We start from the raw sequence: 17,003 nt of genomic DNA, 5'->3' as shown, positions 1-17,003 counted from the left end.
GAGTCGATTTTGGGGACTGGGATGTCCCAAAATCTATCACGAGGCCGAAGACACGCTTGTTTTTTGGAATCAAGAAACGCAAGAACAGAAAAGAGCAGCAGATAGATATTTCATTCCAGTGCAACTAACCCGGAGTTTCTGTGCCTCAACACCGCTAATCAGGTAAAATCTGCTGTTTCTCCAACAGCGGATTCAATACAGTGGAACAGTTCAGAGGTACGACAATTCTGTCCGTGCGGCGCAATGGCAAAGTAGTCATCGGCGGCGACGGCCAGGTATCCATGGGCAACACCGTGATGAAGGGCAACGCCCGCAAAGTGCGGCGGCTGTACAAGGAGCAGGTGCTGGCAGGCTTTGCCGGAGCCACTGCCGATGCTTTCACCCTGTTCGAGCGTTTCGAGGGCAAGCTGGAGAAACACTCCGGCCATCTGGTGCGCGCCGCGGTGGAGCTGGCCAAAGACTGGCGCACCGACCGCATGTTGCGCCGGCTGGAAGCCCTGCTGTGTGTCGCAGACACAAAGGCCTCCCTGATTCTCACCGGCAACGGTGACGTGATCGAACCGGAAAACGACCTCATGGCCATCGGCTCCGGCGGCCCTTTTGCCCAGTCCGCCGCCCTCGCGCTGCTGGAAAACACCGATCTGTCCGCCCGCGACATCGTGGAAAAAGGACTGGCCATTGCCGCCGACATCTGCGTCTACACCAACCACAACCGCGTCATCGAAGAGCTGGAAACCGAATAATGTCTCAGATCACTCCACAGGAAATCGTTCAGGAACTCGACAAGCACATCGTCGGTCAGGACCAGGCAAAGCGCGCCGTGGCCATCGCCCTGCGCAACCGCTGGCGGCGCACCCGGGTGGACGAGGAGCTGCGCAACGAGATCACGCCCAAGAACATCCTCATGATCGGCCCCACCGGCGTGGGCAAGACCGAGATTGCCCGCCGCCTGGCCCGCCTCGCCAATGCGCCTTTCCTGAAAGTGGAAGCCACCAAATTTACGGAAGTGGGTTACGTGGGCCGCGAGGTGGATTCCATCATCCGCGATCTTGCTGACGCGGCGGTGAACATGGTCAAGGAACAGGAGCTGGTCAAGGTACAGGACGCCGCCGCCCTGGCTGCCGAAGGCAGGGTGCTGGATATCCTGTTGCCGCCACCGCGCACCACCAGCTGGGAAGAAGATGCCGCCCCGGAAGCCGCACCAGCATCCGGCACCCGGGAGAAATTCCGCGAAAAACTGCGCAAGGGCGCGCTGGACGACAAGGAAATCGAGGTGGATCTGAGCGACAATCCCATCGGCGTGGAAATCATGGCGCCCCCAGGCATGGAGGAAATGACCAGCCAGCTGCAGAACATGTTCCAGAACATCGGCTCGGGGCGCACCAGCAAGCGCAAGCTGCGCATCAAGGACGCCATCAAGCTGTTGCGCGACGAGGAGGCCGGCAAGCGCATCAATCACGAAGATCTCAAGCTGCGCGCCATCGAGATGGTGGAGCAGCAGGGTATCGTCTTCCTGGACGAACTGGACAAGGTGACCAGCCGCACCGATCACAGCGGTGCCGACGTCTCCCGCGAAGGCGTGCAGCGCGACCTGCTGCCGCTGGTGGAAGGCTGCAGTGTGTCAACCAAGCACGGCATGGTGAAGACGGACCACATCCTGTTCATCGCTTCCGGCGCTTTTCACCTGTCCAAGCCGTCCGACCTGATTCCTGAACTGCAGGGTCGCCTGCCCATCCGTGTCGAACTCTCAGCACTCAGCGCGGATGATTTCGTGCGCATCCTCACCGAACCCGATGCCTCCCTCACCGAGCAATACACGGCACTGATGACCACCGAGGGCGTGCACCTGGCATTCACCGAAGATGGCATCCGACGCATCGCCCAGATCGCCTGGGAAGTCAACGAGCATACCGAAAACATCGGCGCCCGGCGCCTGCACACCGTGATGGAGCGCCTGCTGGAGGAAATCTCCTTCGAGGCATCTGCCATGGAAGGAAAAAGCATCGAGGTGGACGCAGGCTATGTGGATGACCACCTGGGTGAACTGGCCGACAACGAGGATCTGACACGATTCATCCTGTAAACCGGAATATCTGTGACCAATAGCAGCATCCGGTTTGCGGCATAATCGCGAGTTGAATTGTATTACCGAGGAATGACTACCATGTCTCATCCCACACCAACCGAACTCAACCTGCACCGGGTATCCCGGGTGCTGGAAGTCAGTTTCGACGACGGCTCCAACTTCAAGCTGCCTGCGGAATATCTGCGCGCTTTTTCCCCTTCTGCGGAAGTCATGGGCCACGGCCCCGGACAGCGCAAGGTACCAACCGGTATCGAGAAGGTGAATATCGACCAGATCGAACCCGTGGGCAACTATGCCATCGTGCTGCACTTCGATGACGAGCACAACACCGGCATCTACTCCTGGGAAACCCTGTATAATCTGGGGAAGAACTACGACCGGTACTGGCAGCAGTATCTGGATGAACTGAAGGAAGTGGGATACACACGCCAGGACCCGGCTTCCTGAACAGCAGACCGCTATTCCCCACCGGCTGGTCTGCATGTAGGTCGGGCTTCAGCCCGACACAGGCGCTGAACCGGGAGTTGTTGTCGGGCTGAAGCCCAACCAACGAAGACAGGAACATGAGCAGACAAAGCGAAGAAACCCATTTCGGCTACCGCAAGGTGGCCACGGAAGAAAAAGCGGATCTGGTGCGCGGCGTTTTCGATTCCGTGGCGTCACGCTACGACCTGATGAACGACCTCATGTCCATGGGCGTGCATCGTCTGTGGAAGCGCTTTACCGTGGATCTGTCCGGCGTGCGCGCAGGTCAGCGGGTGCTGGACCTGGCTTCCGGCACCGGCGACCTCGCCGACCGCTTCGCCGGCCTGGTGGGACCGGAAGGCCTGGTGGTCATGAGCGACATCAACGCCAACATGCTCATCACGGGCAGGGACCGCATGGCCGACAGGGGCCACGCCGGCAATCTTGCCTATGCCCAGATCAATGCCGAGGCGCTGCCCTTTCCCGACAACAGTTTCGACTGCATCACCATTGGCTTTGGCCTGCGCAATGTCACTGACAAGCAGAAAGCACTGAACGCCATGTTCCAGGCGCTCAGGCCCGGTGGTCGCACCCTGGTGCTGGAGTTCTCCAAGCCCGTCATCAAGCCGCTGGAGAAAATCTACGACCTGTATTCCTTCAGCCTGCTGCCCAAGATCGGCAAGCTGGTGACCCGGGACGAAGACAGCTACCGCTACCTGGCCGAATCCATCCGCATGCACCCGGATCAGGAAACCCTGCGCGAGATGATGGAGCAGGCCGGCTTCGAGAACTGCGACTATCACAATCTCACCGGCGGTATTGTGGCGGTGCATCGCGGCTTCAAGCTGTAGCGCATCCGGCTCATGTCCACCCGTGATCTGGCACTGGAGTCTCTGGAAAGCAGCATCAACACACTGCTGAAACTCGATCCCGTGGCCTGCGGGAAACTGGCGCGTCACCACGGCAAGGTCATCGGCATTCATCTTCGCGGCCCGGAGATCACCCTCTATTTCATCCCCGATCAGCAGGGCTGTCTGCAGATTTTCAGCCGTATCGAAGGCGAACCGGATGCGCTGCTCAGCGGCAGCCCTCTGGACCTGCTGCGCAGTGGTGACAGGGAACAGGGCAGCCAGCAACTGTTCGCCGGCCGCGTCAGTATCAGCGGCAATACCGCCCTGGCTCATGAATTCGGTTCCACCCTGGGCGGACTGGATATCGACTGGGAAGAACAGCTGTCCAGGCTCACCGGCGACATACTCGCCCATCAGATCGGCAACACCGTCCGCAAGGCGGCGCATTGGGCCAGGAACACCGGCTCACGCCTGGAAGCCGATCTCGGGGAATATCTCACCGAAGAGGCACGGCTGTTACCCCATCCTCTCGAAGTGGCAGATTTCATCGACCAGGTGGACGAATTGCGCGAGCATACAGACAGGCTGGAAGCACGCATACGTCTGATGGAAAAAAAGCTCGAGCAGGCTGACTGATGATTCCGTTCCGCCAGGGCGTCAGAGTCGTCCACATCGCCTGGGTGCTGGCCAAGCACGGCCTGGACGAGTTCATTCTCGCCGCCCATTTGTTCCGCCCCATCCGCTTCTTCCGTTTCCTCTCCCCTTTCTACTGGCTGCAGAAAGGGCAAAGGCCAAACTATGGCGTGCGCATCCGCCGCACCCTGGAAGACCTGGGCCCCATCTATATCAAGTTCGGGCAGATCCTTTCCACACGCCGGGATCTGCTCCCCGACGAGATTGCCGAAGAGCTGGTCAAGCTGCAGGACGAGGTGCCTCCCTTCCCTGCCGAACAGTCCAGAGCCATCGTGGAGAAAGCCCTGGGGGGGGAGGTAGAGGATATCTTCGCCAGCTTCGAAACCCAACCCATGGCATCGGCCTCCATCGCCCAGGTGCATGCGGCCACCCTGCACAGCGGCGAGGATGTCATCGTCAAGGTGGTGCGCCCTGGCATCGAAAAGGCTATCCGCAAGGATATCGACCTCATGTACACCCTGGCCCATCTGGCCCAGAAGTATTCCCGGGAGGCCAGGCGCCTGCGTCCCGTGGAAGTGGTGGAAGAATACGAAAAGACCATTTTCGACGAGCTGGATCTGATGCGCGAGGCGGCCAACGCCTCCCAGTTGCGGCGGAATTTCGAAAACAGCGAGATGCTATACATCCCCAGGGTGTACTGGGACTACTGCCGTAACAATGTCATGGTGATGGAACGGGTCTATGGCACTCCCGTGGATGAAGTAGAGGAACTCAAGGCCCAGGGCGTGAGCATGGCCCTGCTGGGCGAGCGCGGCGTGGAGATCTTCTTCACCCAGGTATTCCGCGACAATTTCTTCCATGCCGACATGCACCCGGGCAATATCTTTGTCGAGCCCAGCGGCCGCTACATCAGCGTAGACTTCGGCATCATGGGCACGCTCACCACCGAGGACCAGCGCTACCTGGCGGAAAACCTGCTGGCCTTCTTCCACCGGGACTACCGCCGGGTGGCGGAACTGCACGTGGAATCTGGCTGGGTGCCCGAAGGCACCCGGGTAGAGGAATTCGAGGCCGCCATCCGCACGGTCTCCGAACCCATCTGGGAAAAGCCCCTGGCGGACATCTCCTTCGGCCATTTCCTGCTGCGCCTGTTCCAGACGGCGCGGCGATTCGATATGGAGGTACAGCCCCAGCTGGTGCTGCTGCAGAAGACCCTGCTGAACATCGAGGGACTGGGGCGCATGCTCTATCCCGAGCTAGATCTGTGGGCCACGGCCAAGCCTTTCATGGAAAAATGGCTGTCCCAGCAAGTGGGTCCCAAGGCTTTCGTGCGCCGCGTCAGGGAATCACTGCCGCAGATGTCTGAGCAACTGCCGGAGATTCCACGCCTCGCCTACCGGGTGCTGAAGAACGCTGAGGAAGGTAAGCTGCGCCTGAACTGGCATTCGGAAGAACTGAGCGCCCTGCGCCGGGAAATGAACGCCGGACAAAGCCGCACCCGGCAAAGCATTGCGGGAGGCGCCCTTCTGATCAGTGCCGCCCTGCTCGCCAGCCTGGGCACACCCCTGTTATCCGCCGGCCTGCTGCCCCTGTTCAGCGGCGGCCTGGGCATTGCCGGCATCGGCCTTCTCGGGAACAGTCTGCGGCGGCGCTGATTTCGGCTGTTCCACCTTCACCCGCACCCGGGCCTGGGCTGAAACCACATTGCTTCGCACCAAATGCGCGGTAAACTTCCCACCGCTGATGCGCTTGAGAATGGAAATCCGGCCGTTGGAAACCTCACTGAGTATGCCCTTGTGGACGACACCGTCTCGATCCCTGATGACGACCAGGTGGTCGAGATAAGCGGACAACTGTCCCACTGGCACCTTGCGGTATTCCCAGACATATTCGACCTTCGGCGGCAGTTTCCTGGTTTTCCTGTCTGCCACATTGTTGCGCCGTATCAGGGACATACCCTCCAGAATCCGGAAGCTCAGATCGGTGACCAGCGCGTCGTTGACCGCCAGTTGCAGCCCCAGCTTTTCGGCGACCTGATCCTTGGGCAGTTGCGCCAGTTCGAAAAACCCTACCGGACGAGGCGGACTGAGCTCCACCAGCAGTGTCCCCCAGTTGTTCAGGAAGCTCTTGAGTGCATGCTTCAGACCAAAACCCAGCACCAGGCCGTTTTTCTCAAGCTGCCGTAAAGTGTCATCGGCCATGAGCAGCTTGAAATCATCCGGCGTCACACCGCGTTTCTGCGCGCAGTATTCCACGACTTTCTGGCCGAACCGGGAAGAATAGACATACTCAAGTTTCAAATTACTCAGCAGGACACCCAGCATTTTTTGCGGGTCCAGCGCCGGTACATTGTCGAGGGTCATGGAGAGAGAAAGCTGCTGCATACCCTTTACATCCATGTCGAAATCCATGTACAGCTTCCTGGAACCGGGGAAATACTGATAGCCCATTTTCATTTCACCCTGGAGCCTGTCGAAACCGAGCTCCTGCAACTGGGTGAAGGAGGCGCCACTGCCCACTTCACAGATATCCCGGGGTTTGCCATCGACCTTCCTGTAGCCGGCGCTCTCACTGAAGCGATCCAGCTTGCCGGCACGGTTGCCCGAGATATCGACTTCAACACCTTTCACCACGACATTGATCTTGTCGGGCGGGCCGCTGTCGCCAAGCTGGGGAATATGCCGCATGAGATACGACAGTGCATCCGGCCCCTGGACATGCACGGACTGAATGGAAATACCCTGGCCCGTTCCCACAGGAACGATATGAATGCCACGTACGGTTATTTTCCCGCTGAGACTGGTCTCGAGTTCCGAGTACCTGATATCTGCCTGGGGCGCGGCCTGTAGAACGGCCTCATCCAGTTTGGTCTTTACGTAATAGTAGAAGCCCCAATGGGCGATCGCCCAGAAAATGATGGGCATCCCGATCAGCCATACCCAGATGTTCCCCCGTCTCCTCACCTTGCCACCCCTGTCGTTTGTGTCAGTCCGGGCGCACCAGTGACGCCTCCACGGTCTGTCGCTGCTCCGCACCCACCAGTTTTTCGATCAATTCCAGGGCAAAATCCATGGCCGTGCCCGGCCCGCGTGAAGTGATGACCTTGCCATCCGTTACGACAGGCTGGTCCACATAACGTGTATCCGCCAGTCCCATGGCATCGATAACGCCCGGATAAGAAGTCGCCTGCCTGCCCTGCAACAAACCCGCGCTTGCCAGCACCTTGGGCGCCGCACAGATAGCCGCCGTGTACTTTCCCTGCTGTGCCATCTGTTTCAGGAGGCGCTGTATGCGTGCATCCGCGTCCAGATGGTCGGCACCGGGCAATCCGCCAGGCAGCACGATCATGTCGAAATCGCCGTCAAGCACATCATCCAGCGTGGCATCAGGCACGATGACCACACCACGGCTGCAGGTCACCGGGCCATCCGCCAGACCGGCGGTAACGACTTCCACACCGGCCCGCCGCAGCAGATCGATGATGCTTACCGCCTCCAGTTCTTCACAGCCCTGCGCCAAAGGCACCAGTACATGCGCCATAGCCTACCCTCTAAAAGTCAGTTTACTGTCTGATTTGGTGAAAAAACGGAACCTGTTCTATCTTTTGCTGAAAATGGAAATACCTTTGAGAAGATTCAGGGCCTCATTCAGCTCGTAATCTTCCTCCAGCAGTTTCTTGCCGCCATTGCCCTGCCTGCCATTCTTCTTTTTCTGCTTTTTCTTGTCCGGATTGGCCAGATGATCAGCCAGATCCGCTTCCTTGACCTGCAGCAGGCTCTTTTTCAGCTCCTTGAGCTTTACCTTGCTCAGCTCGATATCCGGCTGAATGCCTTCAGCCTGTATGGAGCGGCCGCTGGGTGTGTAGTACCTAGCTGTCGTCAGTTTGATAGCGATCTTGCTGCTGATGGGCACGATGGTCTGCACCGAGCCCTTGCCGAAGGTGGTCCGTCCCATGATCACAGCCCGCTTGTGATCCTGCAGCGCACCGGCAACGATTTCTGAAGCCGATGCCGAACCTTCGTTGACCAGCACCACCAGGGGGGCGCCGTTGAGCACATCACCGGGGCGGGCATTGAACTTCAGCGCCGAGCCTTCTCCCCGCCCTTGCGTGTAGACGATCAGGCCTTTTTCCAGGAAAGCGTCGCTCACCGCTACTGCGCCCTGGAGCACGCCCCCGGGATTGTTGCGCAGATCCAGCACCAGCCCCTTGAGAGAACCGCCGGATTTCTTTTGCAAAGCACGGATGGCACGCAGCATATCGTCCGCAGTGGGCGCCTGGAACTGGGCCAGACGCACGTAGGCGAAACCGGGCTCCAGCATCCGGGATTTCACGCTGGCCTGCTTGATCACCGCACGTGTGATATCGAATTCCAGGGGTTTGTGTTCGCCACTGCGTTGTACGGTGAGCTTGATACTGGTGCCCGGCTTGCCGCGCATGATCTTCACCGCTTCACTGAGGCTCATCCCCTTGGCCGGCTTGCCGTTCAGCCGGATGATCAGGTCGCCTGCCTGAATGCCCGCCTTTTGCGCAGGCGTATCATCGATGGGAGAAATCACCTTGATGAAGCCGTCTTCCACGCCTACTTCAATGCCAAGGCCGCCAAACTCACCGCTGGTTCCTTCCTGCAGTTCCTTGAAATGCTCCTCGTCCAGATAGGCGGAATGGGGATCCAGCCCTTCCAGCATGCCGCGAATGGCATGATCCAGCAGTTCCCGGTCGGTGACCGGCTCCACGTAATCCTGCTGTACCCGCCCGAATACTTCTGCAAAGATTCTCAGCTCTTTCAGGGGCAGCCCCTTGTCTTCCGCCGGCGTTTCCCTGGCGAAAGAGGCGGAAAACGGGAGCAGCGCAAGACAGCCCCATAGGATAAATCTGTTTGTCCACTTGCTCATGTCAGTGTCTCTGTATGTAACCGTAAATGAACCCGGGTAACCGGCCGCTAGCGCCTGGCGCGCCTTTTGCACCAGCGTACGGGATTGAGCGCCTTGCCCTGGTAACGTATGCCGAAATAAACACCGGACTTCGCATGACCTTCACCCACACCGGCCTGGGCGATGATCTCACCGGCTTCCACCCAGTCTCCCGTTTCCTTGAACAGGCTCTGATTGTTTCCGTACAGACTCATGAAACCGTCACCATGCTCCACGATGATGAGCAGCCCATAACCACGCAGCCAGTCGGCCCAGGCCACCCGCCCTGCATGAATGGTACGCACCTCGGCGCCTTCTTTGGCACTGATTATAACCCCGTCCCAGCGCAAGTTACCGATTTTCTGGGCGCCAAAGGTCTTACGCAGCCGCCCTCTCACTGGCCAGCTGAGTTGTCCCCTGCTCTCCCGGAAACCCTTTTGTTCCGGCAGCTCCAGGGAATGCAGGGCATTCTGCAGATCCTTGAGCAAACCCGCCAGGCGACGCTCGTCTTCCTGCCAGCGCGCCAGCTTTTCACCCTGCTGCTGCAGGCGGGCGTCGACCTGCTTCAGCAAAGATTTTCGCTGTTGCTGGTGTTCTACCAGCTGTTCCTTGCGGGTCTGCTGCTGCGCGTGCAAACGGTCGAGCCGGGACTGTTCTTCCCCGATCTGCCGGGTGAGGCTGCGCAGACTTTCCAAGTCCTGACTCAACAGCTGCAACTGCTTCGTCCGCGCCCGGCTGATGTAGTCGTGGTAGGCGAGCAGACGGCTCAGGGCGGCAGGATCCTGCTGATTGAGGAACAGTTTGAGCCGCTCCTCACGTCCGGTCATGTAGGCGGAACGCAGCAACAGTGCAAGCTTGCGGCGGCTGGTTTCGAGATGCTGCTGCAGGTCGCCCTGACGGCGCCTGAGACCGGCGAGCTTGCGGCCCAAGGACTGCTGTTTTTGCTGCAGCCTGTTCAGATGGGCAATGATAGCCCCGATCTCGCGCTCCGAATCCGCCAGTTCCGCACTGAGACTGTCCTTTTCTTTTTGAGTCTTGCGGATGCTGTCCTGCAGGCGGGCGATGCTCTGCCGCAGCTGCTCACGCTTTTCTTCGGTACGCTGCTGCTCGTCCTTGCCGCTTTCCTGCGCCTGCGAAAATGAGCCTGCGACTGCCAGCAAACCACAAAGGATGAGCTGCGCAAGCCGCATCAGTTGGTTTCGGGCTCCTGTTCTTCGTCTTCGAACTGTATCAGGGGATGGCCTGTCATTTCCGCCGGCTGTGGCAGCCCCATGATCTTGAGCAGCGTGGGCGCCACATCACAAAGGGCGCCACCATCGATGAGGCGGGCATGGCGGTCGCCCACATACACCAGAGGCACCGGCGTGGTCGTGTGGGCGGTATAGGGCTGCCCGGTTTCCTCATCCAGCATTTTTTCACAATTGCCGTGGTCTGCCGTCACCAGCATCGCGCCACCGACCTTGTGAATGGCGCGCGTCACCCGCCCCAGACAGTGATCCAGCGTTTCCACCGCCTGCACGGCAGCATCGAATTTGCCCGTATGCCCCACCATGTCGCCATTGGCATAGTTGACGATGATGGCGTCATACTTGCCCTCTTCGATGGCCTGCACCAGGTGATCGGTCACTTCCGGTGCGCTCATTTCCGGCTTGAGATCGTACGTCGCCACATCCGGAGAAGGCACGAGTATGCGGTCTTCTCCCTCGAACGGCTGCTCCTGTCCGCCGTTGAAGAAAAAGGTTACATGGGCGTATTTCTCCGTCTCCGCGAGGCGCAGCTGGTGCAGACCCAGTTTGGAGATGTATTCGCCGAAAACATTCTCCAGCCGCTCTGCAGGAAAGGCGACAGGGGTATCCCATTCCTTGTTGTATTCCGTGAGGCTGACGAAAGTACCCAGGTCGGGCACCACTTCCCGGTGAAAGGCATCGAAATCCTTTTCGATGAAAGCACGGGTGATCTGCCTGGCACGGTCGGAACGGTAGTTCATGTTGATGATCACGTCACCGTCTCTCACGGTGACCTTCTCTCCACCTTCCGGCACAATGGCCGTGGCATCCACGAACTCATCAGTCTCGCCCCGCGCATAGGCCATTTCCAGCCCTTCTTCGGCGGTGGTCGCCGTGTAGGCTGCCTTGCCCAGGGTGATCAGATCATAGGCTTTCTGGATACGCTCCCAGCGATGGTCCCTGTCCATGGCGAAATAGCGCCCGATGATGCTGGCGATGCGACCGGCACCCAGTTCCCCAAACACCTTGTCCATGGCCTGCAATGAAGGCATGGCGCTTTTCGGCGGCATGTCACGCCCGTCAAGAAAGGCATGCACGAACACCTTTTTGGCGCCACGATCCACAGCCAGTTTGACCATGGCATGGATGTGTTCTTCATGGGAATGCACACCGCCGGGAGAAAGCAGTCCCAGGATATGTACGGCTGCGTCATTGTCCACGGCGATATCCACGGCGCCGGTCAGCGTTGCATTGCTGAAGAACGAACCGGTACGGATGGAGCGGCTGACGCGGGTGAATTCCTGATACACGACCCGGCCGCTGCCCAGATTCAGGTGTCCGACCTCGGAATTGCCCATCTGCCCGCTGGGCAGACCGACCGCCGAACCCGAGGTTTCCAGCGCAGTGTGCGCCCCCTCGTTCCATAGGCGGTCCCATACCGGCGTACGGGCCGCGGCAATGGCGTTGTTTTCCGCTTCCTCGCGCAATCCCCAGCCATCAAGGATGATCAGTACTACAGGACGGGGGGTGTCTTTCATTTCCAGTGACTCACTGACAGGTATTTGCAGGCTAAGGAACCGCTGAATAAATCATGAACTCGCATCTTGCACCCGGCGCATCCGATAACTGCGTTGAAGTTCTTGCCAATAGCATGCTATTGGCAAGAACTTCACCTTGTTCTCGAATGCGCCGGGTGCAATCTGCTTCGCTCAGATTTAATCATTTAATCAGCGATTTCCTAAAGAACCTGCCATTTTACCAGAATTTGTTGCACGACTCGTTCTGCATATCCACGGGATAAGGGGGAATAATGCCCGAAACCGAGATTTCCCTTGCAGTTCCCACAGTAAAACAGTGTATTATTCTATTAGTGTGTTATTAAGAACTCATGTAACCAAAGGAAGCCTCTGCATCGAGCCGCGTATCCCCGGTCCCGGTCTGGAGGTTTCCCAGTAAACTGGAGAGGTGGTTTGTGAAGACTTTGGTTTCCTCACGAAAAAACAAGATTCAGGAATTCGGCGAAAGCATGGCGCTGATGCAGGATGATGGTGATATCGAACGTGCCTCCCGCGCCCTGAAAGCCATGTCCCATCCCCTGCGGCTGAAGATTCTCTGCACCCTGGGGGAAGATGAAGTCAGCGTGCATGACATCGTCGCCAAGGTCGGCTCTTCGCAAAGCAATATCTCACAGCACCTGGCCATTTTACGCGACAAAGGCATTCTGGATGCCCGCAAGGACGCCAACAGAGTCTTCTACCGGGTTGCCGACGCCCGCACTCTGCAGCTCATCGACATGATGCGCCAGGTATTCTGCACCCACGCCCAGTAGGGGCAGCCTCCGAATCCTGGCAACTCCATCGAAACCCGCCTCGCGGGGAAAGTTGCGCTATAATTACGCTCTTTTTTCCACGAGATACGGAATTCGTATGGACCAACTGGCAGAATTCATCACCAATCATCTGCTCCTGGTCATCACTTTTCTGGCACTGTCAGGAGCGCTGATCTGGAACATCTTTTTCGACCCTGTCAACAAGACAGCGGTCGATGCACTGCAAAGCACCGCCCTCATCAATCACGATGACGCGGTAGTCGTCGATGTACGCTCAATCGCCGAATTCAACAAGGGCCATATCGTCAATGCGGCCAACATACCGCTGAACGGCCTGGCCAAGCAGCTGCAACAGCTCGAAAAGTACAAAGACAAGCCCGTCATCGTTGCGTGCCGCTCCGGCTCCCGTTCCGGTATGGCCTGCAAGACCCTCATGAAAGCCGGTTTCGGGGAGGTACACAATCTCCGCGGCGGCATGATGGCCTGGGAAAGTGCCGGGCTGCCCGTCAAACGCCGATAATTTTTATCTCTCAATTCAGGAACACACTCATGACAGAAGAAGTTCAGCGCCAGTTTTCCATTCAGCGCATCTACACCAAAGACATTTCCTTCGAGACACCCAATTCTCCCGAAATTTTCATGAAGGAGTGGAAACCGGAGATCAATGTCAATCTGAACAACACGGTCAAGGATCTCGGTGAAGGCAACATTGAGGTCTCCCTCACCGTTACCATCACTGCCAAGATCGAAGACAAGACGGCCTACCTGGCAGAAGCCACCCAGGCCGGTATCTTCCTGGCACGCGGCATTCCGGAAGAGGAAATGGGCCCCATGCTGGGCGTCTATTGTCCCAACGTGCTCTTTCCCTATGTGAGAGAGGTGCTGTCCGACCTGATCACACGCGGCAGTTTCCCCCAGTTCCTCCTGGCTCCTGTGAATTTCGAAGCACTGTATGCGCAGCAGATCCAGCAGCAGAAGCAGGAAGCGGCGCCGGCGGAACACTGAGCAACATCCATGACGGATTCCGGATCAAAGATCGCGGTGCTGGGTGCCGGTTCCTGGGGGACGGCCCTCGGCATTCTGCTGGCCGGAAATGGCCACAGGGTCAGCCTGTGGGGACACCTGGAAGAGGATATCGCCGCCCTGAGGCAAGACCGTGAAAACAGGCATTTCCTGCCCGGCGTCCCTTTTCCCGAGCTGCTGTCACCGAGCTCGGATCTTGCAGAATGCCTGAACGGCGCCGATGAAATCCTGGTGGTCGTGCCCAGCCATGCCTTTGCCACTGTACTGCAGCAGATCAGGAAGCTGAACCCCGGACTGAAATCCCTGAGCTGGGCGACCAAGGGTCTGGAGCCTGCACAGCGGCGCCTCATGAGCGAGGTAGCCCGGGAAACCTTTCCGGACGCGGATATCGCCGTACTCTCCGGGCCGACCTTTGCCATGGAGGTCGCCCGTGGCCTGCCCACAGCCATCACCGTCGCCTCCAGCAGCACTGCCCATGCCACACGGCTGGCGGACTACCTGCACAGCGACACCTTCCGCGCCTACACCTCCAGCGACATCATCGGCGTGCAGGTGGGCGGTGCTGCCAAGAATGTCATGGCCATCGCCGCCGGCATGTCCGACGGCCAGGGTTTTGGCGCCAACGCCCGCGCCGCACTGATCACCCGCGGCCTGGCGGAGATCACCCGCCTGGGGCTGGCGCTGGGTGGCCAGCATGACACCTTCATGGGACTGGCTGGCCTGGGTGACCTGGTGCTGACCTGCACCGACGACCAGTCACGCAACCGCCGCATGGGGCTGGCGCTGGCAGACGGACATGGCGTCGAGGAAGCCAGAAAACGTATCGGACAGGAGGTGGAGGGTCTGGCGGCAGCCAGGGATTTCCATATCAAGGCGCAGGATGTTGGCGTGGAAATGCCCATTACCGAGCATGTCTATCGCATCATCTACAAGGGCCTGGATCCTGCTGCAGCGGTAAAAGCCCTGCTGAGCCGCGAACAGAAACCCGAACAGGACTGACCGAACAGTCATCCAGATCTGGAAACTGAGGCGCCCGCACCAGTATCGCGACAGCTATATGCATCTGCTATTCCGCCCCCGCAAAACCCTGCTGACGCCAGGCCTCGTACACCACGATCGAGGCAGCATTGGACAGGTTCAGGCTGCGTTGTTCCGGGAGCATGGGAACCCGCAGACAGTGACCTATCGGTAAACCACCCAGAATATCTGCAGGCAGCCCCCGGGTTTCCGGACCGAACAGCAGCACGTCACCGGGCTCATAGGCGACACTGGCATGTGATGGGCCACCTTTGGTGCTGAAGGCCCATACGCGCGGATGATCCAGGCTTTCGAGCATATCCGCAAAGGAATCATGCAGCACCACCCCCACGAATTCGTGATAATCCAGGCCAGCCCGCTTCAGGCGTGAATGATCCAGCTCAAATCCCAGGGGCTTTATCAGGTGCAGACTGCAGCCGGTATTTGCGCACAGCCGGATGATATTTCCCGTGTTTGGGGGTATCTCTGGCTGATACAATACAAGATTGAACACTATCTGCCCCCCTGGAGCCTGACTATGAGCGACCCCCGGCTTGCCGTGGATTTTTGTGGACTGAAGTTTCACACACCGCTGGTGCTGCTATCCGGTTGTGTGGGTTTCGGCGAAGAATACACCCGTGTGGAAGGATTCTCCAATCGTGATGCCGGCGCTGTTTGCCTGAAAGGCACCACCGGCACGGCACGTCCCGGCAATGCACCCCACCGGGTCTATGAAACCCCCGGCGGCATGCTCAATGCCATCGGGCTGCAGAATCCCGGCGTCGATGAGGTCATTTCCCGCATCCTGCCCCAGCTGGACTTCGGGGAAACCCGCTTCATCGCCAATGTCTCCGGCTCCACACTGGAGGAATACGAAGAAATCACCCGCAAGTTTGACGACTCTCCCATCGATGCCATCGAGATCAACATCTCATGCCCCAATGTGAAAGAAGGCGGTGTGGCTTTCGGTAACGACCCGGACATGTCCGCCCGGGTGGTGGAAGTCTGCCGCAAGGTCACCGACAAACCGCTCATCACAAAGCTCTCACCCAACCAGACCGACATCGCCTACAATGCCAGCCGCTGTATCGATGCAGGCACGGATGCACTGGCGGTGATCAACACACTCATGGGCATGGCTATCGATATCGAAAGCCGCTCGCCGGTCATCGGCAACAACCAGGGGGGACTGTCCGGCCCTGCCATCAAGCCCGTGGCCCTGCTCAAGGTGCATCAGGTATATCAGGTGGCCAGGGAGCACAGCATTCCCATTATCGGCCAGGGGGGCGTCACCACCGCCGAGGATGCGCTGGAATTTCTCATCGCTGGCGCCAGTGCAGTTGGTGTGGGCACCACCCTGTTCTACGACCCGCTGATCTGCACCAGGATCAACGCCGGCATACTGGACTACCTCGAACGCAAAAAACTGGCTGAAGTGGGGCAGATTACCGGCAGTCTGCGTCTGAACGAAGCCGGCCCGGCAAAATGCGGCTGCTGAACTTGCTCCCCATCATTTCCCCGGCGTCATTTGCGCCTATAATGGTAATAATGGAGAAAAGACGCAGATGAGCACAACTGAAAAATCCGTCGAAGAACTGCGCAGGTTCAATCCCCTTTCAGACCTGTCTTATGACAAGCTGCTGGAGATTGTCGACCAGGCGGAATGGCTGCATGCAAAAAAGCGCAGCGTACTGATGGATCTGGGTGATACGGAAGAATTCAGCCTGTTTCTGATCAAGGGCAATGTGCTCATGGAGGCTGCAGACGGGCGTCAGCGCGTTATCAAGCACACGGATGCCGCTGCCAGTTCACCCCTGTCACGCCTGCGACCCAGCCGCTATCGCGTTTCTGCCCTTACCCCGGTGAGCTATGTAAAAATCAGCAATGCGCTGCTGGAAGAGCTGACCGACCCGGACGATGCCTCGGAAATGATTTCCTCCCACTATCTGGTGGAGGAGACCAGCGAGGAGAACGCCGATTTCTCGGCCCAGATGGTCGCCCATATCTATGAGGATCTGCAGAAGCACAAGCTGATGATCCTCTCCTGGCACCCTGTTTCCCTGAGCGTGAGCCGTCAGATCATGGAAACCTCCGGGACTGCCGCCTCCATCGGCAAATGGGTCATGCTCGACCCTGTACTGTCCCTCAAGCTGCTCAAGATGGCCCAGTTCCAGCACCGTCCTGGCGGAGCCGTTCCCAACATCATTTCCGCCACTTCACAGATCGGTCCAAAGAAAACACGTAAGCTCGCCTTCATGAACCTTTTCAGGGAATCGCGCGATCCCCGGGCGCTGATTCTGCAGGAAGCCTTTTCCCACGCCTGGGAACGCAGCATATGCGTTGCCGCTGTTGCCAAACGCCTGGCTGAGGACCTGAACCTGGAAGATCCGGGTGAAGCCGAGCTGGCCGGCCTGCTGCACAATGTCGGTGAAATCACCATCATCAGCTACGCCTACAATTTC

The 17,003-nt window shown here is 58.6% G+C and carries 18 protein-coding genes; 12 read left to right on the top strand and 6 right to left on the bottom strand.

Annotated elements, in window-relative coordinates:
- Positions 1 to 200 precede the first annotated feature (200 nt).
- The 6 genes from hslV to ubiB all read left to right on the top strand — a co-directional run bounded on the left by hslV (position 201) and on the right by ubiB (position 5,690).
- Positions 201 to 743 carry an ATP-dependent protease subunit HslV gene (hslV, locus tag ACOCD2_RS03255; RefSeq protein WP_293644736.1) on the top strand — a complete coding sequence of 181 codons (543 nt, stop codon included), beginning with the start codon at positions 201 to 203 and terminating at the stop codon, positions 741 to 743.
- Positions 743 to 2,083: an ATP-dependent protease ATPase subunit HslU gene (hslU, locus tag ACOCD2_RS03250; RefSeq protein WP_293672430.1), complete on the top strand. Its 1,341-nt coding sequence runs from the start codon at positions 743 to 745 to the stop codon at positions 2,081 to 2,083. Before hslV ends, hslU begins: the two co-directional genes overlap by 1 nt.
- An 81-nt stretch (positions 2,084 to 2,164) precedes the next feature.
- Positions 2,165 to 2,533, top strand: a complete 369-nt coding sequence (locus ACOCD2_RS03245) for a DUF971 domain-containing protein (RefSeq protein ID WP_293644740.1) — start codon at positions 2,165 to 2,167, stop codon at positions 2,531 to 2,533.
- A 116-nt stretch (positions 2,534 to 2,649) separates the two neighbouring features.
- Complete coding sequence (ubiE, locus tag ACOCD2_RS03240; protein WP_293644742.1) at positions 2,650 to 3,402, top strand: bifunctional demethylmenaquinone methyltransferase/2-methoxy-6-polyprenyl-1,4-benzoquinol methylase UbiE; 753 nt, start codon at positions 2,650 to 2,652, stop codon at positions 3,400 to 3,402.
- 12 nt (positions 3,403 to 3,414) lie between these two features.
- Positions 3,415 to 4,038 (top strand): ubiquinone biosynthesis accessory factor UbiJ, encoded by a 624-nt coding sequence (locus ACOCD2_RS03235; protein WP_293644743.1) that lies wholly within the window; start codon positions 3,415 to 3,417, stop codon positions 4,036 to 4,038.
- Positions 4,038 to 5,690 carry a ubiquinone biosynthesis regulatory protein kinase UbiB gene (gene ubiB, locus ACOCD2_RS03230; RefSeq protein ID WP_293644744.1) on the top strand — a complete coding sequence of 551 codons (1,653 nt, stop codon included), beginning with the start codon at positions 4,038 to 4,040 and terminating at the stop codon, positions 5,688 to 5,690. Before ACOCD2_RS03235 ends, ubiB begins: the two co-directional genes overlap by 1 nt.
- Here ubiB and ACOCD2_RS03225 read toward each other — a convergent pair.
- The 5 genes from ACOCD2_RS03225 to gpmI are packed head-to-tail and all read right to left on the bottom strand — an operon-like array spanning position 5,604 to position 11,710.
- On the bottom strand, positions 5,604 to 6,998 hold the full coding sequence (locus ACOCD2_RS03225) for a hypothetical protein (RefSeq protein WP_293644746.1): 1,395 nt from the start codon (positions 6,996 to 6,998) through the stop codon (positions 5,604 to 5,606). The genes ubiB and ACOCD2_RS03225 overlap by 87 nt on opposite strands.
- 22 nt (positions 6,999 to 7,020) lie before the next feature.
- Positions 7,021 to 7,575: a DJ-1 family glyoxalase III gene (locus ACOCD2_RS03220; RefSeq protein ID WP_293644748.1), complete on the bottom strand. Its 555-nt coding sequence runs from the start codon at positions 7,573 to 7,575 to the stop codon at positions 7,021 to 7,023.
- A 57-nt stretch (positions 7,576 to 7,632) separates the two neighbouring features.
- Positions 7,633 to 8,928, bottom strand: a complete 1,296-nt coding sequence (locus ACOCD2_RS03215; protein WP_293644750.1) for a S41 family peptidase — start codon at positions 8,926 to 8,928, stop codon at positions 7,633 to 7,635.
- 47 nt (positions 8,929 to 8,975) lie between these two features.
- Positions 8,976 to 10,136, bottom strand: coding sequence for a murein hydrolase activator EnvC family protein (locus tag ACOCD2_RS03210; RefSeq protein ID WP_293644752.1), 1,161 nt, complete (start codon positions 10,134 to 10,136; stop codon positions 8,976 to 8,978).
- Complete coding sequence (gene gpmI, locus ACOCD2_RS03205) at positions 10,136 to 11,710, bottom strand: 2,3-bisphosphoglycerate-independent phosphoglycerate mutase (protein ID WP_293644754.1); 1,575 nt, start codon at positions 11,708 to 11,710, stop codon at positions 10,136 to 10,138. Before gpmI ends, ACOCD2_RS03210 begins: the two co-directional genes overlap by 1 nt.
- A 488-nt stretch (positions 11,711 to 12,198) precedes the next feature.
- Between gpmI and ACOCD2_RS03200 the strand changes: the two genes are divergently transcribed.
- From ACOCD2_RS03200 to ACOCD2_RS03185, 4 genes are all read left to right on the top strand, one after another.
- Positions 12,199 to 12,501, top strand: a complete 303-nt coding sequence (locus tag ACOCD2_RS03200; protein ID WP_293644768.1) for an ArsR/SmtB family transcription factor — start codon at positions 12,199 to 12,201, stop codon at positions 12,499 to 12,501.
- Between the two features lie 97 nt (positions 12,502 to 12,598).
- Complete coding sequence (locus tag ACOCD2_RS03195) at positions 12,599 to 13,021, top strand: rhodanese-like domain-containing protein (RefSeq protein WP_293644756.1); 423 nt, start codon at positions 12,599 to 12,601, stop codon at positions 13,019 to 13,021.
- Between the two features lie 29 nt (positions 13,022 to 13,050).
- Positions 13,051 to 13,506: a protein-export chaperone SecB gene (gene secB, locus ACOCD2_RS03190; RefSeq protein WP_293644758.1), complete on the top strand. Its 456-nt coding sequence runs from the start codon at positions 13,051 to 13,053 to the stop codon at positions 13,504 to 13,506.
- A gap of 9 nt (positions 13,507 to 13,515) precedes the next feature.
- Positions 13,516 to 14,523 (top strand): NAD(P)H-dependent glycerol-3-phosphate dehydrogenase, encoded by a 1,008-nt coding sequence (locus tag ACOCD2_RS03185; protein ID WP_293644760.1) that lies wholly within the window; start codon positions 13,516 to 13,518, stop codon positions 14,521 to 14,523.
- A gap of 67 nt (positions 14,524 to 14,590) precedes the next feature.
- Here the strand turns inward: ACOCD2_RS03185 and trmL are convergent, their stop codons facing one another.
- Positions 14,591 to 15,055 carry a tRNA (uridine(34)/cytosine(34)/5-carboxymethylaminomethyluridine(34)-2'-O)-methyltransferase TrmL gene (gene trmL / locus ACOCD2_RS03180; protein ID WP_293644762.1) on the bottom strand — a complete coding sequence of 155 codons (465 nt, stop codon included), beginning with the start codon at positions 15,053 to 15,055 and terminating at the stop codon, positions 14,591 to 14,593.
- A 24-nt stretch (positions 15,056 to 15,079) separates the two neighbouring features.
- Between trmL and ACOCD2_RS03175 the strand changes: the two genes are divergently transcribed.
- Both ACOCD2_RS03175 and ACOCD2_RS03170 read left to right on the top strand, forming a co-directional pair.
- Positions 15,080 to 16,039 (top strand): dihydroorotate dehydrogenase, encoded by a 960-nt coding sequence (locus ACOCD2_RS03175; RefSeq protein WP_293644764.1) that lies wholly within the window; start codon positions 15,080 to 15,082, stop codon positions 16,037 to 16,039.
- 67 nt (positions 16,040 to 16,106) lie between these two features.
- Positions 16,107 to 17,003 (top strand): HDOD domain-containing protein (locus ACOCD2_RS03170; protein WP_293652367.1); only part of this gene is annotated, 897 nt, incomplete at its 3' end.

It is taken from the genome of Thiolapillus sp. (assembly GCF_048562965.1).
In the GTDB taxonomy this organism is placed as follows: domain Bacteria; phylum Pseudomonadota; class Gammaproteobacteria; order Chromatiales; family Chromatiaceae; genus Thiolapillus; species Thiolapillus brandeum_A.
Note: the sequence above shows the minus strand (reverse complement) of the source record. Positions and strands in the feature narration are given on the sequence as shown.

Excerpts from the sequence above, each read along its gene's own strand:
- ubiE (WP_293644742.1), top strand. The coding sequence starts at position 2,650 with ATGAGCAGACAAAGCGAAGAAACCCATTTCGGCTACCGCAAGGTGGCC.
- ubiB (WP_293644744.1), top strand. The coding sequence starts at position 4,038 with ATGATTCCGTTCCGCCAGGGCGTCAGAGTCGTCCACATCGCCTGGGTG.
- hslU (WP_293672430.1), top strand. The coding sequence starts at position 743 with ATGTCTCAGATCACTCCACAGGAAATCGTTCAGGAACTCGACAAGCAC.
- ACOCD2_RS03195 (WP_293644756.1), top strand. The coding sequence starts at position 12,599 with ATGGACCAACTGGCAGAATTCATCACCAATCATCTGCTCCTGGTCATC.
- gpmI (WP_293644754.1), bottom strand. The coding sequence starts at position 11,710 with ATGAAAGACACCCCCCGTCCTGTAGTACTGATCATCCTTGATGGCTGG.
- ACOCD2_RS03200 (WP_293644768.1), top strand. The coding sequence starts at position 12,199 with ATGGCGCTGATGCAGGATGATGGTGATATCGAACGTGCCTCCCGCGCC.
- ACOCD2_RS03215 (WP_293644750.1), bottom strand. The coding sequence starts at position 8,928 with ATGAGCAAGTGGACAAACAGATTTATCCTATGGGGCTGTCTTGCGCTG.
- ACOCD2_RS03210 (WP_293644752.1), bottom strand. The coding sequence starts at position 10,136 with ATGCGGCTTGCGCAGCTCATCCTTTGTGGTTTGCTGGCAGTCGCAGGC.
- ACOCD2_RS03175 (WP_293644764.1), top strand. The coding sequence starts at position 15,080 with ATGAGCGACCCCCGGCTTGCCGTGGATTTTTGTGGACTGAAGTTTCAC.
- ACOCD2_RS03185 (WP_293644760.1), top strand. The coding sequence starts at position 13,516 with ATGACGGATTCCGGATCAAAGATCGCGGTGCTGGGTGCCGGTTCCTGG.
- ACOCD2_RS03235 (WP_293644743.1), top strand. The coding sequence starts at position 3,415 with ATGTCCACCCGTGATCTGGCACTGGAGTCTCTGGAAAGCAGCATCAAC.
- ACOCD2_RS03220 (WP_293644748.1), bottom strand. The coding sequence starts at position 7,575 with ATGGCGCATGTACTGGTGCCTTTGGCGCAGGGCTGTGAAGAACTGGAG.
- ACOCD2_RS03245 (WP_293644740.1), top strand. The coding sequence starts at position 2,165 with ATGTCTCATCCCACACCAACCGAACTCAACCTGCACCGGGTATCCCGG.
- secB (WP_293644758.1), top strand. The coding sequence starts at position 13,051 with ATGACAGAAGAAGTTCAGCGCCAGTTTTCCATTCAGCGCATCTACACC.